Source organism: Klebsiella sp. CN_Kp106 (assembly GCF_040064575.1).
GTDB classification, from domain to species: Bacteria; Pseudomonadota; Gammaproteobacteria; order Enterobacterales; family Enterobacteriaceae; genus Klebsiella; species Klebsiella michiganensis.
This window is the reverse complement of record NZ_JBEAIG010000064.1, coordinates 21110-36822: the sequence shown is the minus strand read 5'-3', so window position 1 is coordinate 36822 and position 15713 is coordinate 21110. Positions and strand designations below refer to the sequence as shown.

At 49.3% G+C, this 15713-nt stretch carries 12 protein-coding genes and 1 other RNA gene; 5 read left to right on the top strand and 8 right to left on the bottom strand.

All coding sequences use genetic code 11. The features are described 5' to 3' along the window. The first annotated feature begins 96 nt into the window (after positions 1-96). Positions 97-1005, top strand: coding sequence for an ATP-dependent endonuclease (locus ABLU96_RS21650; RefSeq protein WP_233933199.1), 909 nt, complete (start codon positions 97-99; stop codon positions 1003-1005). Beyond that, on the top strand, positions 1002-2672 hold the full coding sequence (locus ABLU96_RS21645; RefSeq protein WP_010434171.1) for an ATP-dependent helicase: 1671 nt from the start codon (positions 1002-1004) through the stop codon (positions 2670-2672). The genes ABLU96_RS21650 and ABLU96_RS21645 overlap by 4 nt, the downstream gene beginning before the upstream one ends. Positions 2673-2928: 256 nt before the next feature. Here the strand turns inward: ABLU96_RS21645 and ABLU96_RS21640 are convergent, their stop codons facing one another. The 5 genes from ABLU96_RS21640 to smpB all read right to left on the bottom strand — a co-directional run bounded on the left by ABLU96_RS21640 (position 2929) and on the right by smpB (position 10917). Then, complete coding sequence (locus tag ABLU96_RS21640) at positions 2929-4149, bottom strand: hypothetical protein (protein WP_024274575.1); 1221 nt, start codon at positions 4147-4149, stop codon at positions 2929-2931. Between the two features lie 563 nt (positions 4150-4712). Further along, the gene (locus ABLU96_RS21635) at positions 4713-8342 is read right to left on the bottom strand and encodes an AAA domain-containing protein (protein WP_192979521.1); all 3630 of its coding nucleotides are present in this window, start codon (positions 8340-8342) and stop codon (positions 4713-4715) included. A 138-nt stretch (positions 8343-8480) separates the two neighbouring features. Next, a complete protein-coding gene (locus ABLU96_RS21630; RefSeq protein WP_024274573.1) occupies positions 8481-9722 on the bottom strand; it encodes an integrase in 1242 nt (413 codons plus the stop codon). A gap of 204 nt (positions 9723-9926) precedes the next feature. Beyond that, positions 9927-10290: a transfer-messenger RNA gene (gene ssrA, locus ABLU96_RS21625) on the bottom strand. A 144-nt stretch (positions 10291-10434) separates the two neighbouring features. Further along, the gene (gene smpB / locus ABLU96_RS21620) at positions 10435-10917 is read right to left on the bottom strand and encodes an SsrA-binding protein SmpB (RefSeq protein ID WP_004104655.1); all 483 of its coding nucleotides are present in this window, start codon (positions 10915-10917) and stop codon (positions 10435-10437) included. Positions 10918-11066: 149 nt separating this feature from the next. Between smpB and ABLU96_RS21615 the strand changes: the two genes are divergently transcribed. Further along, on the top strand, positions 11067-11504 hold the full coding sequence (locus tag ABLU96_RS21615; RefSeq protein ID WP_004123817.1) for a type II toxin-antitoxin system RatA family toxin: 438 nt from the start codon (positions 11067-11069) through the stop codon (positions 11502-11504). After that, positions 11494-11784 carry an RnfH family protein gene (locus tag ABLU96_RS21610; protein ID WP_025107350.1) on the top strand — a complete coding sequence of 97 codons (291 nt, stop codon included), beginning with the start codon at positions 11494-11496 and terminating at the stop codon, positions 11782-11784. The genes ABLU96_RS21615 and ABLU96_RS21610 overlap by 11 nt, the downstream gene beginning before the upstream one ends. A 66-nt stretch (positions 11785-11850) precedes the next feature. Here ABLU96_RS21610 and bamE read toward each other — a convergent pair whose 3' ends face one another. From bamE to nadK, 3 genes are all read right to left on the bottom strand, one after another. Beyond that, the gene (bamE, locus tag ABLU96_RS21605) at positions 11851-12192 is read right to left on the bottom strand and encodes an outer membrane protein assembly factor BamE (RefSeq protein WP_004123807.1); all 342 of its coding nucleotides are present in this window, start codon (positions 12190-12192) and stop codon (positions 11851-11853) included. A gap of 147 nt (positions 12193-12339) precedes the next feature. Continuing rightward, on the bottom strand, positions 12340-14001 hold the full coding sequence (recN, locus tag ABLU96_RS21600; protein ID WP_064406097.1) for a DNA repair protein RecN: 1662 nt from the start codon (positions 13999-14001) through the stop codon (positions 12340-12342). Positions 14002-14087: 86 nt separating this feature from the next. Then, complete coding sequence (gene nadK / locus ABLU96_RS21595; protein WP_004123797.1) at positions 14088-14966, bottom strand: NAD(+) kinase; 879 nt, start codon at positions 14964-14966, stop codon at positions 14088-14090. A 125-nt stretch (positions 14967-15091) separates the two neighbouring features. Between nadK and grpE the strand changes: the two genes are divergently transcribed. Next, positions 15092-15682: a nucleotide exchange factor GrpE gene (gene grpE, locus ABLU96_RS21590; protein WP_004853330.1), complete on the top strand. Its 591-nt coding sequence runs from the start codon at positions 15092-15094 to the stop codon at positions 15680-15682. The last annotated feature ends 31 nt before the right edge of the window (positions 15683-15713 follow it).

The window sequence follows — 15713 nt, the reverse complement described above, 5'->3', positions numbered from 1 at the left end:
GAAGAAAGACCGGAGACTTCAGTTTAGTCTGGCACTGTTTTCAGGGAGGAGATCACTCCACATTACTTAGGACGCATCGTCAATGCCCTGAATATCATGACGAAAAGTGCGGATGCACAAGCTCTCATTGCTACACATGCTCCCACAATGTTGCGTCGTGTTGCTCCTGAGCTAATACGATATCTTCGGTTAACTCAGACTCGAAATACACGGGTAACCTGTATCAAATTGCCAGAGAAAACTGATGATGCACACAAATTTGTCCGGGAAGCCGTCCAGGCATTTCCAGAGATCTATTTTTCACGCTTGGTAGTGCTCGGCGAAGGCGATAGTGAAGAGATTGTATTGCCACGTTTGTTTCAGGCTAAAGGCGCGCCAGTTGATGAGTCTGCAGTCACGATAGCACCTCTAGGGGGGCGGCATGTCAATCATTTTTGGCGTTTACTTTCAGCGTTGGAAATTCCGTATTTGACGCTTCTTGATCTGGATGTAGCCCGCTATGCAGCAGGCTGGGGACGGATTAAATATGTCAATGCTCAGTTTGCTGTGTTTGAGCCAAGCAAAGAACTTCCTGCTGACTGGCCAATTCCAAAATGGAATGACAATACGTCGCCTGTGCGAACCCACCATTTTTTTAATGGTGGTACTCATGACATTTTTGTTGAACTCGAGAATAGATCGATATTTTTTTCCTCTCCAATGGATTTGGATTTTTCTATGCTTTTGGCGTATCCCGAAGCGTATGGTGTTGCTGAAGAAGAGCCAGATGAGTCAATTATTAAAGCGGTGCTTGGTAAAAGCTATTTCGATTCGACCCAATATAACGAAGAAGAAAAAAAGTTATTTGTCACTTATCATCAAAGTTTCAAACTTGGCAGTAAACCAGCTGCACATATAGATGCGTTGGCCAAGTTAAATGATGACGAGTTACTTGCAAAAATGCCTGAGTCACTAATCAGACTTGCTGATGCAGTTATTGCCAAATTGGCAGAGTTACCAGAATGATTGCCGTTGAAGAATGGCAACCCGCTGATGGGCTGACACTTGAACCAAATGCATTACGTGCAGCAAAGGAGAGTGATCGTTGCCTTGCGCTCACTGCAGGGCCAGGGGCTGGTAAAACCGAAATGCTTGCACAACGAGCGGATTTCCTTTTGCGTACTGGAACATGTCGGTACCCAAAACGAATTCTGGCGATTTCCTTCAAGGTTGATGCTAGCAGAAATTTGAAAGAGCGCGTCGAACGGCGGTGTGGTTCTGCTCTAGCTTCGCGTTTTGATAGCTATACCTTCCATGCATTTGCCAAGCGTATCATTGATCGTTTCAGACCGATACTTACAGGTAGGGATGCTCTAGATGCAGGCTATGCCATAGTTGACAAGAAAAATGGCCCTTCTCGGACTCAAATAGAATTCGGTGACCTAGTTCCGTTGGCAATCAAAATATTACAAAGTTCAAAAATTGCCCGTAATGCAATTCGGCAAACTTACAGCGATATTTTTCTGGATGAGTTCCAAGATTGCACTAATTTGCAATATGATTTGGTTAAGCTTGCTTTCCTGGGGACTAGTCTTCGCCTCACCGCTGTAGGTGACACCAAGCAAAAAATTATGGCTTGGGCTGGTGCATTGGATGGTGTTTTCCAGTCCTTTGCTAATGATTTTAATGCTGTATCACTAAACATGTATCGCAATTTCCGCTCTAAACCACTTTTACTGCAGGTTCAGAACAAAATAATTAGCAAACTAGATCCTTCTTCTGTCATGGCAGATGAACAATTGGATGGCAAGGGAGGTGAGGTTTATGCATGGCGTTTTGAGGATGGTCAGAAAGAAGCCATTTATTTGGCTGATTTGATAAATGGATGGATAAATACAAAACAGTTACCTCCTGCAGAAATTGCAGTCTTAGTTTCTAAACAGTTGGATCTATATGCAGGTCACCTTATGGCAGAGTTAGCAGCGCGTAAAATTCCATACCGTAATGAGCAGCATATGCAAGATATAACGGTCGAACCAGCCGCTCGTTTGATCGTAGATTATTTGTCTTGTCTGTACGGACAGCGAGAGCCTAAGTCTTGGATTCGATTGATGAATCAGCTCATACCTTTTGCAGATGAAGAGGTCCAGTCAAGCGTACGAAAAGACCTTGATCAGTTGATAAAAAAGCAACGCAAAGAAGTGTCCGATGCCAGAAAAACTGACTCACCTCATTCTGGAAGGTGGCGATTCGTCAGAGATTTTTTAAAACATGTAGGTTCTGAAACACTTGTCGCGCTATCACCCGATTATGAATCACGCGAACGCTTACTGGAGGTCGTTCGTGATACTAAAGCACGAATTGAAGATTTGATTAAAATTGAATCAGATTTACCTTGCGCATTAGGGAGATTTGCTGATGATCAAGCCGTAAGGATTCTCACTATTCATAAAAGCAAAGGACTGGAGTTCGACTCTGTCATAATCATGGCGGTTGAAAATGAAATATTTTTTGGCAACGAAGATGAAAATCGCTGCGCCTTCTTCGTGGGGGTCTCGCGTGCAAAAAACTGTTTGATTTTAACTCATGCAGATCAACGGGAACGTCCTGCTGATGCGAAACGCTGGGATATTAGACGAACTGCTCAATCTGAGTATTTTAGTTATGTTACGCCATTTATAGTGAAGCAATGAATATACTTTCAATATTTCATATGGTGTAATGGGGAAAATTTCAATCATTAATAAAGATCAATTTCTAATAATTATTTAAAATGCGTTTAAGCGGGTTTTCATGACCACATATCGATGATGACAGAGCCTTTATTTAATAATGGTGTTTTACAATCAGCATCCGCTAAATATATTTACCCCATAGCATATCACCTGGTGAATATAAAATGGGGTTGAGTATAATAAAGTAATGTAATTAAGTTACTATCAATCTGGCTTACCTGTTTTTTCCGTTTAAGGAGGTTTTGTATCTTTCAATAATTGATGGTAGCATTTTATCAATTAAGTGATTGTGAAATGCATGCATTGAGTGTGGTCGAGGAATTATAAACTGAGAAAGTTCCTCTAACGTAACAACAGAACTAGGAAACGACGTGTGTAAGTTAGAGATTTTAATAATTTCGCGCCCTAAATTTATCGCAGAATCAACGCAATCAGCACACATTGCTATATCATTGTAATTGCCACCAGTTTTCGATTGAAATAATGGGACTTTCTTTATTTCCAGTATCCATGGGTTCTTTTTAGATGCTCTGACACAGAAATATTTACTTCGTTTACAACATGGGCAAGACCATTGCTCATCATATCTATTCCAGTACTTACCTCTAGTAGATGAAAGGTGGGAAATTTCATTTTGTAAAGGAGACCTTTTAGCAACAGGATTTTTTTTGTTTCTCCAGGAATTGACTTTTCCTTTAAATGGTTCACTGGTATATAGCAATTTTTCCGGTTCAACCTTATCAAAGTCAAACAAGCCATTCATACCAAAAAAATGAGTGGCAATACGCTCAGTTTGTTTCGCTGTTCTGCTTGAAGGTTGATACCAGTCTTGTTTATCAGCCGCTATTGTCGCAAATTGCTCAGCCAGATTCATGCGTATCTTGAATACTGACTCTAATCTCGCCCAAACTTTCCGAGCTATTTCAATATCAATTCGATGTTCACTATTTGGGGTGACGCAAATAAATTCGGAGATTTCTTTTGGAGAAAAAGAAAAGAATTTATGGCACTGAACCAACCGCTTAGCATCCGCATCAGCTTTATTGCAATCAAAGCATATAACTGTATTGTCATAAGCTGATAATGCAAAAGCTATTTTTATTGCGAATTTTTCAGAGTGCTCATCTGCAACGATATTATTTTTCCTTATTGAAATGTCTTCGAAAAGCGATTTTACGACTTCCTTCATATGGTCATGATGCTCATGCAGTTGGCATGTTAAAAAATTATTTTTATTCAACCTCACGATTTCTGATTTTTTTCTTTTGCAGCATGGACACATCCACTCAACTGGCGTCATAACCCACCATTTATTGAGATGAGCGCCATCAGCGTTAAACATAGACACTAATTTCTTGGTCGATAATGTGAACTCGGAGTCCAAGCCATTCAGATCCCTATTTGATAGAGAACGCTTAAATTCTTCCCATTCCACATTTGACTCCTGCCAAATTTGTTAACCTATACAGTATGTTATCATTAAGGCGGTCGGTTACAAAATCTGAAGTGCAATTTAACAATACAGTGGTATTTAGCTGCCCTTTAGGATGAGACATTAGTTATGTCAGCAATGTCCGCTCCTGGCACTAAACGGGTTAAAGCAGACTGATTTGATGAGATAAGGGTATAGATGAATTCTCCATACCCTTGAACGATTACTTCCCAGTTGATTTGCTTGGTTTCAGTCCTGGGGTATTGCCGGGTGTATCCTTATTATCACGTCTGCGTTGATCGGGTTTTCCTGTTGATTTTGCAATTGGTTTTGGACCAGGTTTAAGCCCCATAATCATACTCCTTAGCCATGTCAGAGGTTATTCCTCAGTGTGGATATAAGGGGAGCGGTAAGAATTATCAAGCTTGGATGGGCGGTGTAAAGTGACTGCTTGACTATTATGTGAGCAATGTCAGCTTTTAACACATAGCGGCCAGCCCATTACTGAAGTTAGCCAAAAATGAGTCGCGATGAGCCCTCAATAATGAGGGCCACCTCGGAGATTGTTAGGCTGATTTCGCTAATTGCCGATGCAGGACCTGAAGGCTAGTTCCCGCCCCTGCCCATGCAGCAGCCGAGCCGACCACATACAGGTTTTGCTTGGCGCGTGAGACAGCTACATTGATTATGTTTGGTGGGCTTGCCGCCCACTGACGCGCCCTTTGCTGACTCGCTTTCGGCGCACCCAGCAACAGGATTACCGTGTCCGCCTCTCGGCCCTGGAACGTGTGGATTGTGCCTACACGATCACGGCACCATTCATCCAGCTTTACGCCGAACGTTCGCAGCAGATCAGTTTCACTGCCGAGACGCCGACGCATGTTCTGCTCTACGATCTTGAATGGTGTGATGATAAATACGTCCGGATTTGTAATGCCCGATGCTGCCAGCTCTTTGAGCATTCGCACAACCGCTTCGCCCTCGTCGGGACACCACTTCGTCTCAGCATCGCCATTGATATCCACCCAGTGAGATCTCCCCAAAGCCGAGCCGATAGATCCGGGTTTTTTAGGCCCGACAGCATGGACCATCTGCCCGGCATAGGCGATGGAGTTAGAAACATCAAACATTGGGTTCTGGCAACGCCTGTGAACGAGCAATGGCAGCCCGACTTCTCGATCACCTACGTCCATGACGAAGGTGGATTTGAAGCGCGATGCCTGATCAGCAAGGGTCTGCGTAGATGCTGCGGGGGCAGACCATTCGACTTGGTCAATGTCAAAGAACTTGCAGATTTCGGCGTTCAGCTTTTCAGGAAGTGAAACTACAGGTGGGATTTGCAACGGGTCACCTACCACAATGGAGCGCTTTGCCCGCATGATAGCTCCAACTGCTGCCTGAGGAACGGCTTGGCCCGCTTCATCTACCAGAAGCCAACCAATGCTCTCTGGTGGCAGATCCCCGAACATTGTCCGAACAGAGGCGAATGTCGTGGACACGGTCGGCACAACCACGAAAAGGCTTGACCAAAGGTCGGGGAGAAGTTCACGGTGAGCGGAAGACTGGAAGGCACCAGCTACCATGCCTGACATCAATAACCCAAGATTGTGTTGCAAGCGGCTGGCCGAAGCATCGATGAACGTTTTATGCACAGTCAGGGCAGCGGCGAAAAGATCCTCTCGCAGGCGATGAACCTCATCGGGAAGCCATGGCGCAGTGAGGTGGATAGCCTCGTGCTCGCGCTCGAAGAACCTCTCATCAACGACCCTGTCTCCCATACGGTTTCGTGCCTGTGCCTCGGTTGCCTTCAATTTCGAGACAGCCTGACTTTTGCTGGAAATTTCCTGGTCGAGTTGCTGTAACTGGGACTCAGTATTGCTCCACTCAGCCCTTGCAAGCTCTAGGGCACCGTCCGTCCCCTGCGCCCGTATGACTGATTGCTGCAAGGTCGCCGAGAGCTTCTGCAGTGTCGATCTCCACGACTTCCAGGCCGCAGTCGCAAACAAACGGGAGAAGAAACCTGGACGGCAAGCGAGATGGCTTTCGAGCATGATCTTGCCCTGCTCGATCTGCGATTTTGCCTTCTCATGCTCTCGTTGGCAGGATTCAGCAGTCTTGTGTGCCTCTTCGACGGCTTCATTCAGACTCGGTCGACGCTGTTCAGCCCTTTGAAGTTCGGTGATCGCTCCCTTGAGCGCCTGGATATCCCGTCGCATCTCTTCGATGCTGGCGATTTCGGCGTCTACCGTCTCCTTAAGTTTAAGAAAGGCGGTTCGCGCTTTCAGCCAGGCCGCAGCAGCATCCGCTTCGTTGGTGCTGGGCCGCTCATTGACAACCACGCTGGGCATCACGCGATCGATGGTTTCGCCAGTTCGCTCGTCCTTGATCTCACGCATGACATCTATGCCGCGAGCTGCTTTCAGGTAGGTAAGGAAACCACCGTCTTCATTCCACCAGAAACCTTGCTGAAACGCGCCTCGGTTGCTGCTCTTGCCGAGAGCTGCGGCGATCAGCCCCCAGGTTTCGACAGTGTCGGAGGGGATGTCCCCCTCGGCCTCGGCTTCGAAATAGCCGGCGCGTTTGGGATTCGCAATCAGGTCGCTGATGGACCGGAAGTAGGCGATCTGTTCATGGCGACCATTGGCTTCCTTGAGAGGAAGCTCTTTACTGACGTTTTCGACCGCTTTGTTATTGGAGGAGGCTACGACGATCTCATGGCCTCTCAAGGATGCATGTAACTTGTAGAAGTGCAGGAATGCATTGGAACCGAATGCCAGCTTCTCGCCTGTTGTGGAAAAGGCATCCTGCGGTTTGTTGAAGCCGGACATCGCCGTGGCCCGATCGAGAATGCATCCAACGACGATATCCCGGAGAAGAGTGGTCTTTCCGGTTCCCGGAGGCCCATTGACGCCGATGATACCTGGAGCATCGTTCAGCTCAGCACGCGCCGCATTCACGGCAGCCTGTTGAAGCAACACCAGTGGATGGCCGCCTTTCGAAGGCCAACGAGCCTGCGGCATGAGCGACGGTGCGACGAACGGCTCAACTGCGGAAATGGGCGATAGCACGTCGATTTTCTGGTCAGGTCTGCCAATTCCCATGTAGCGGCGCAAACCGGTTCCGGCTTTGCCCGTCTCGAGCAATTTGGTTGCTTCACCGAGATCTTCAAGATAGAAGGAATTCAGTAACGAAGGTTCAGGCGGCGCCTTAGCCTTGAAATGATGAAACACCTTAATCGCGAATGTGGGTGGCTCAACCAAATGCTCGGGTACACTGAACTGCGATACAAGCCATTTATAAGCTTTATGAACAACATTCAGATCGATCGGTATGGGTTCTCCATCTTTGTTGTGGTGGCGAACCATTCGATCCAGATGCTCGATAATGCGCGTCTCAACATTCGGCCAATTCCCTAAACTCCCAAGCTTCAGATCGAGAGCCGGCTTGAGTGCCCAGGCAAAACTGGACACGGCAACGCCTTTGTCCTCAAGCACATAGCCTTCTTTGTCGATCAGGATCGAGCCGATGGCCGCTTTCTTACCGTCCGGGCGTGAACGCTCCTCATCCTCGCCAAAAACCTTGACCAGCTCGTCCGTCGCCTTGTCGAGAGCGATGGAGCCGAGGACGACCTCGAAATAAAGCTTATAACTGGGCTTGCTGCGGGCATTTGGTCCCCATGGAACACCTCGCTCCAATAGAGCAACCCTAGAGCGGTCGCCGGTTACCATATCCTCTGGGCGTTTATAACCTTGAGGCGACAGTGCTTCGAGGGCTGTCCATGCTGCCAGTATTGCTCGCGCATCATTCGCCTTACCTGATGGAGAAAAAGACGGGATCGGACCAAGGTCGATTTGGTCTTTGTCGAATTGCTCTCGTATGGCAGAGTCTGGGATGGCCTTCAGTTGCAGTTGCTCTTCCGCAGCAGGCGAATTGTGGGGCACAACTCGAGAAGATTGAATGGACACCGAATCGGGATGGCGTGTTGATGGGCTGGGAGCCGACATGGCGACCACGCTGTGGCCGCTAAGTGCAAATAGAGATTGCTCGATTTTAGCCGTCAGCATCCGCGCCCTGGCAGTGTTGCGAAAGGTTAGCTCGCTCAACAACTGTTCAAGTTCGCTAACATTGTTGCTGGACTGCTCGAAGATTGCTTCCAGATCGAAGATTGATTTTTGCGCATACTGCCGTGTCTTCATTTATTTCTGCGGCTCCATATCCCTTCAATTAAGAGATATTATGCTAATTAGCTTGATTTCTAAAACTATTAGCTTTCGCTTGAAATATAAATTCTCATCTGGCCCACTACTAAAGTCGCAACTGTCATTAATTATCCGTCATCCCGCTAAACGCTCTTCCCTCATACCTCCCTCAATCATACTTCCGCGATCAGCAGCCATAACAAAATCAGCCCACCATTGCATCATCGGTCGCCGTTGCTCAAGGTAATCACTGCGGTTATAAGCGCGACGTACCTCATTTTTGTCTACATGAGCCAGTGCTGCTTCAATGACATCAGGCAGAAATCCTTCCTCATTGAGTGCCGTACTAGCGATAGAACGTAAACCGTGTGATACGAGTACGCCTCCTAAGCCAGCACGCTTGAGTGCAGCATTCACTGTCTGGCTGTTCATCGGCTGGGTAGGCTTAATGCGACTGGGAAAGATAAATTCTCGATTTCCACTTAACGGCTTCATCATCTCCAGTATCGCAATTGCTCCATCTGACAATGGAACAGTATGGTCGCGGTTCATTTTCATGCGTGCTGCAGGAATCTTCCATTCTCGTGCTTCTATGTCAACCTCTTCCCAGAGAGCTTCAGCCGCTTCGGCAGGGCGGGTAATAGTAAGAAGTTGCCACATGAACAGGCAGCGTGTGGAAAGGCTAATGCTGGCTGTTCGCATTGTCTGCATCAGTTGTGGTAGCTGATCCGGTCGAATGCTGGGCATATTTTTCTTCTGCGGTTTCTCGAATGCTTTACCGATATTAACGCTGGGAACAGCATCAATTAGCCCTGTGTTTTGGGCATAGATCATGACCTCATTAATGCGTTGGCACAGGCGACGAACGGTTTCCAATGCTCCTCTGGCCTGAACCGGTTGGACGGCCTGAACTAGTGTATGAGCTTTAATATCTGTAACGCTGACGTCGCCAATTGCAGGAAAAACATCTCTTTCAAGAGAGCGCCAGATATCTTCTGCGTAGTCCTCGGTCACACTGGCCTTCTTCACATTCCACCAACGTTCAGCCACGAGCTGGAAAGTATTGGTTTTGGCTTCCAGCGAACTGCGAAGTTGTTCTTGCCGATGCTCCTGTGGATCGATTTGTTTCGCGAGGAGTGAGCGAGACTCTGCCCGGTAGTTTCTGGCATCGGAAAGGGTAATTGATGGGTAGGGGCCGATGCTCTTCTTCGCGCGCTTCTTGGTGACAGGGCGAATATAGCGAAACTGCCAGATTTTACTCCCGCTGGATTTGATGAGTAGCTCAAGGCCATCACCATCATAGAGAACGTAGTCCGCTTCTTTGGGTTTGGCTGATTCGATTTCTTTAACGGATAGAGGTTTGGTTTGTCTTGCCATTGCCGGGTTTCCATAGTTTTAGGCACCTCAAAAACAATAAAGCTTTATGAGGTGCCTAACAAGGTGCCTAAAAGGTTCGGATTTAATTAGTTGGCATCAGACTTAGCGGGACAAATTGAGGGCACAAAAAAGCCCGCAGGGCTTGCGCCGTGCGGGCTTTCAGGACTTCATCGGATGACTCTGGTAATCACCGATGGAGAATTTTGGTGGAGCTGGCGGGAGTTGAACCCGCGTCCGAAATTCCTACATCCTCGGTACTACATGCTTAGTCTGTCTTTACATTCGCCTGGCACCTGCGGACGGACACGCCACTACCAGACTAGCCTGATTAGTTTTAACGCTTCAACCCCAGGCAGGGCCTCCACGCGATCTCTTTTGGGTTTGACCTCTCTTTGATCCCCGTCTTAAGAGCGGAAGCTAGGGAGAGAGGGCTCAGAGCAGGTTATTAAGCTGCTAAAGCGTAGTTTTCGTCGTTTGCGACTATTTTTTTGCGGCTTTTTACGAGGCCAACCGCCCCTCGGCATGCACCTTGGGTTTCGCAAATCCCGTCGAATCCAGAATCAGCCCCAATGTGTACGGTGAGTATAACAGATTTATGAATGTGCTTACCAGTCCTCGTTTTGAGGATTATGGCGTCAGGTTGGGTGAAAAATCAGCATCAACAACGATATAGCATCAGGGCCAGCAAAACTGACCCTGACAGGAAGGGGAATTAACGACCGGCGTGTTTCATAATTCGGGCTTTATCTACTGCCCACTCGCGGTCTTTGATATCGGTACGCTTGTCATGCTGTTTCTTACCTTTCGCTACGCCGATTTTGACTTTGCACCAGGCATTCTTCCAGTACAGCGAAAGAGCAACCACGGTGTAACCTTCGCGGTTGATGCGCCCGTAAAGGGTATCCAGTTCGCGCTGGTTGAGCAGAAGCTTACGGGTACGCGTCGGGTCGCAAACGTAATGAGTGGAAGCAACGGCCATTGGCGTAAAGTTGGCGCCAAACAGATAGGCTTCGCCATCTTTTAAAATGACATAGCTATCGCCAATGTTGGCTTTACCTGCGCGGAGAGATTTTACTTCCCATCCCTGCAGGGCAAGACCAGCCTCGTATTCATCTTCGATAAAGTATTCATGACGAGCGCGTTTATTCAGCGCAATGGTGGCTGATCCAGGTTTGTGGGCTTTTTTCTTAGTCATAGTATCCTGAAGTCATCGTCTTAAAACAGTCGTACCTCAATCTTCCCGCGAGGCGTAATGGGCTATCTTAGCACGAGTTGCGGTACAGCGTTTTTTTTAGCAGCAGATAAATGATATTATTTACACCGTGTTTATATGTGGAACCTGCTATGCCTCAGATTAGCCGTACCGCCCTGGTGCCGTTCAGTGCGGAACAGATGTACCAACTGGTAAATGATGTGAAGTCCTACCCTGATTTTCTGCCGGGCTGCACCGGTAGCCGGGTTCTGGAGCTCGGTCCGACGCAAATGACCGCGGCGGTTGACGTCTCCAAAGCGGGTATCAGCAAGACCTTCACAACGCGAAATACGCTGACCAGTAACCAAAGTATTCTGATGAGTCTGGTCGATGGTCCGTTCAAAAAGCTGATTGGCGGCTGGAAGTTTATTCCCTTAAGCCCGGAAGCGTGCAAAATTGAGTTCCATCTCGATTTTGAATTCACTAATAAGCTGATTGAAATGGCCTTTGGTCGCATTTTCAAAGAGCTGGCCATGAATATGGTGCAGGCGTTCACGACCCGCGCTAAAGAGGTCTACAGTGTCGGCTAAAATCGTGGTTGAAGTGGCCTACGCATTGCCGGAAAAGCAGTATCTGCAAAGCGTTAAGCTGGAGGAGGGCGCGACGGTCGAGCAGGCGATCGTGGCCAGCGGCCTTCTGGCGCTGCGTGATGATATCGATCTGACGAAGAACAAAGTGGGGATTTATAGCCGCCCGGCTAAGCTTCACGATCGGGTCCACGATGGCGATCGGGTAGAAATCTATCGGCCGCTGATTGCTGACCCAAAAGAGCTGCGTCGCCAGCGGGCAGAGAAAAGCGCCGGAAAGTAACCGTTTCGCACGAAGATGCAGATATAAAAAAAGCGCTCATTGAGCGCTTTTTGCGTATTGATAGCTTTACTCCGCCGTCAGGGCAGGTTTGTTATCAATGTTGGTCAGCACACCGCTGCTGTTGAAGGTCAGGGTAAGCGTCTGCTGGGTAACCTTCTCATGCCCAGGCTGCTGACGGAAAACGTAGAACCAGGTATTGGTGCCAAACGGATCCGACATCATCGGGGTACCAAGAGCATAGGCAACCTGTTGTTGCGTCATGCCGACGCGGATTTTTGCTACATCGGTTGGTGCCAGATAGTTACCCTGGTTGATGTCAGGACGGTAAACCACTCGTTCCAGAGTGGAACAGCCTGCGGTCAACATAAGAAGAACCGCTGCGGCAGCAGTCAGCATTTTACAGCGCATAGTGATTTGATTCCTTTTTGGGCCCGAGCAGTACGTGGCTCATCTGTAATATGCCGATGATAATAGACCTTTGCCCGGTTGGGAACCTTCGGCTGCAGGTCTGTCGGCAATTTGCTGTTCACTATGACTCTGTGAAAATCAAAAAGTTTACGCGGCGAGCAACTCTTTCGCGTTTGCCAGGGTGTTACGAGTGACTTCACTACCGCCCAGCAGTCGGGCCAGTTCCTGCAAACGAGCGCGTTTATCCAGAGGGTGCATATGCGTCTCGGTCATTTCACCGTCGGTTTCCTTGCAGACGAAGAAATGGTGATGTCCGCAACCGGCAACCTGCGGTAAGTGGGTAACGCACATCACCTGGGTTGATTCACCCAATTGACGCAGCAGCTTACCGACGACCGCCGCCGTAGGGCCGCTGATGCCGACGTCCACTTCATCGAAAATCAGCGCCGGAGTTTCCATCTTACGCGCGGTGATGACCTGAATCGCCAGCGCAATACGAGACAGCTCGCCGCCGGAGGCAACTTTAGCAATCGGCTGCAGCGGTTGACCCGGGTTAGTGGTGACGCGGAATTCGATATGGTCTGCGCCGTCAGCCGTAAGATGGCGCTCATCAAACGCGACATCAATGGAGAACACCCCATGCGGCATCGAAAGTGAGTGCATACTCTCCGTAATGAGCTGAGTCAGCTCATCGGCGCTATTTTGGCGTAAGGCATGCAGCTGTTTCGCTGTATCCAGCGCCAGCTGATGATGCTCCACAACCCTCTGGCTGAGTGATTCCAGAGAACCCGCGCTATCATCCAGCATACGCTGTTCTTCCAGCAGTGACTGGTAAAGGTCAGGAAGCTCTTCGGGCGTAATTTGATGCTTCCGCGCGAGGGCAATTTGCCGGGAGATACGCTGTTCCAGCTCAAACAGGCGGTTCGGATCGAGATCGAGGCGGTCATGATAATGGCGCAGTTCGTCCGTGGCTTCGCTAAGCTGAATAGACGCTTCTTCGAGCATATCGAGTACTCCGGAGAGCTTACTGTCCATACCAACCAGCTCGCTGACCAGCTGCTTCGCGGCGTAGAGTTGGCTTTGCAGGTTGGATTCTTCGCCGTCTGCCAGCACCGTCAGCGCATGCTGGCAGGTAGTCAGCAGCTGACCGCTGTTAGCAAGGCGTTTGTACTCTTCATCAATTTGCTCAAATTCGCCCGCCAGCGGGTTGAACTCGTTTAGCTCTTTTAACTGATATTGCAGCAGGTCCGCACGCGCTGCGCGCTCCTGGCTTTGCTGCTGATGCTGCGCCAGATCGCGACAGCTTTTATGCCACTGACGATAGCGCTCTGCCATAAGCTGAGTAAGCGCATACTCACCGGTATAGCCATCAAGCAGCGTTTTCTGGTGTTCGGGTTTAGTCAGTAACTGGTGGGCATGTTGGCCGTGGATCTGGATTAGCAGCTGACCGAGCTCACGAAGCTGGGATAAAGGGACTGCCGTACCGTTAATAAACCCGCGAGAACGGCCGTCTGCGCTGATGACGCGACGAAGTAAACACTCACGCCCGCTTTCAAGCTGGTTCTGTTCCAGCCAGCGCTGCGCGGCAGGCGTGTCCTTCAGGGAGAAACGGGCGCACAAATCAGCCCGGCTGGCGCCTCTGCGCACCATGTCGGCTTCCGCCCGACCACCGAGGCACAGCCCCAGCGCGTCGATAGCGATCGATTTACCGGCGCCGGTCTCGCCGGTAATGGCGGTCATCCCGCTGTGAAAATCGATTTCCAGCTCACGAACGATAGCAAAATTACTGATAGTGAGTTGTGCCAACATAGCTGCCTTCCTGTATGAAAAACCATTACTGTGTTTTTGTACAGTATAATATGGTTTTTTATCCAGTAAAGGGGCTGGCTATAAAATCAGAACAATTTTTTCGACCAGCCAAGCTTGGTGCTTAATGTATTGAAATAGCTGTAATCTTTTGGATGAATGAGATTGAGGTGATAGTCACAGCGGCGGATCAGCACATCTTCACCATCCTGAATCGGCAGCGCTATCTGGCTATCGCAGCTAATCTCGAGGTCGCTACAGCGTTGAGAAAAGCGCAGGCGAATCGTGCTGTCACCGTTGATCACCAGCGGGCGTGCCGACAGCGTATGCGGGAACATGGGGACCAGAGTGATAGCATCCAGCGAAGGCGTGAGGATCGGCCCGCCGGCGGAGAGGGAATAAGCCGTGGAGCCGGTTGGCGTGGAGATAATCAGGCCATCGGAGCGCTGAGAGAAAGCAAACACCTCATCAATGTAGACTTCAAACTCGATCATATGCGCCACTTTGCCAGGGTGCAGGACGACTTCGTTAATCGCCGTGCTGATGCGCTTCTGGCAATCCTGCTGACATACCTGCGCTTCCAGCAGGAAGCGTTTTTCGGCGATATAGTGGCCTTCGAGGACATCGGCGAGCTGCTGTAGCGCGTTATCCGGGTCGAGGTCGGTCAGAAAACCGAGGTTACCGCGGTTAATCCCAATAACGTTAATGTCGTAGCGGGCCAGCGTCCGCGCTGCGCCGAGCATATTGCCATCACCGCCCACCACGACGGCCAGGTCTGCCTGCTGGCCGATTTCCGCCAGCGTCCCGGTCTTCACATTGCTGAGCTGCAGTTCATGAGCAATTTGCTGCTCAACCAGCACTTCATAACCTTTGCCGGACAGCCAGCGCCAGAGCATTTCATGTGTGGTCAGCGCGGTTGGGTGACGAGGGTGTCCCACAATGCCTATACACTTGAAGTGGTTCTTCATGATCTGGATGTCCTTGCGTTAAATGAATAGTGACAATCTGGCTGCGTTCCCTTGAAACCAGGAAACTGATCCCCATAATAAGCGAAGTTAGCGAGATGAATGCGAAAAAAAACGCGGAGAAATTCATGAGTAGTAAAGAACAGAAAACGCCTGAGGGGCAAGCCCCGGAAGAAATTATCACGGAGCAGCACGACGACGTTGAGGCGGTAGAGCCTGAGGTTTCGGCTGAGCAGGTGGATCCGCGCGATGAAAAAATTGCGAATCTGGAAGCTCAGCTTGCTGAAGCGCAGAAGCGCGAACGTGAAGTATTGCTGCGTGCGAAAGCCGATGAAGATAACCTGCGCCGCCGCACCGAGCTGGATATCGAAAAAGCGCATAAGTTTGCGCTGGAGAAGTTCGTTAACGAGCTGCTGCCGGTTATTGACAGCCTGGATCGCGCGCTGGAAGTCGCTGATAAAGCTAACCCGGATATGGCGCCGATGGTTGAAGGTATCGAACTGACGCTGAAGTCCATGCTCGACGTGGTGCGCAAGTTCGGCGTAGAAGTGATTGGCGATACTAACGTGCCGCTGGATCCGAACGTACATCAGGCCATTGCGATGGTTGAGTCTGAAGACGTTGCGGCAGGTAACGTTCTGGGCGTGATGCAAAAGGGTTATACCCTGAACGGCCGTACTATTCGCGCGGCGATGGTCACCGTGGCGAAAGCGAAGTAAATAAGCGAAACGGCTACCGCGAGGTAGCCGT

What these genes read in the sequence shown, in the direction of transcription:
- ABLU96_RS21650 (WP_233933199.1), top strand. Translation starts at nt 97, where the DNA reads ATGACGAAAAGTGCGGATGCACAAGCTCTCATTGCTACACATGCTCCC.
- ABLU96_RS21645 (WP_010434171.1), top strand. Translation starts at nt 1,002, where the DNA reads ATGATTGCCGTTGAAGAATGGCAACCCGCTGATGGGCTGACACTTGAA.
- ABLU96_RS21635 (WP_192979521.1), bottom strand. Translation starts at nt 8,342, where the DNA reads ATGAAGACACGGCAGTATGCGCAAAAATCAATCTTCGATCTGGAAGCA.
- ABLU96_RS21630 (WP_024274573.1), bottom strand. Translation starts at nt 9,722, where the DNA reads ATGGCAAGACAAACCAAACCTCTATCCGTTAAAGAAATCGAATCAGCC.
- smpB (WP_004104655.1), bottom strand. Translation starts at nt 10,917, where the DNA reads ATGACTAAGAAAAAAGCCCACAAACCTGGATCAGCCACCATTGCGCTG.
- ABLU96_RS21615 (WP_004123817.1), top strand. Translation starts at nt 11,067, where the DNA reads ATGCCTCAGATTAGCCGTACCGCCCTGGTGCCGTTCAGTGCGGAACAG.
- bamE (WP_004123807.1), bottom strand. Translation starts at nt 12,192, where the DNA reads ATGCGCTGTAAAATGCTGACTGCTGCCGCAGCGGTTCTTCTTATGTTG.
- recN (WP_064406097.1), bottom strand. Translation starts at nt 14,001, where the DNA reads ATGTTGGCACAACTCACTATCAGTAATTTTGCTATCGTTCGTGAGCTG.
- nadK (WP_004123797.1), bottom strand. Translation starts at nt 14,966, where the DNA reads ATGAAGAACCACTTCAAGTGTATAGGCATTGTGGGACACCCTCGTCAC.
- grpE (WP_004853330.1), top strand. Translation starts at nt 15,092, where the DNA reads ATGAGTAGTAAAGAACAGAAAACGCCTGAGGGGCAAGCCCCGGAAGAA.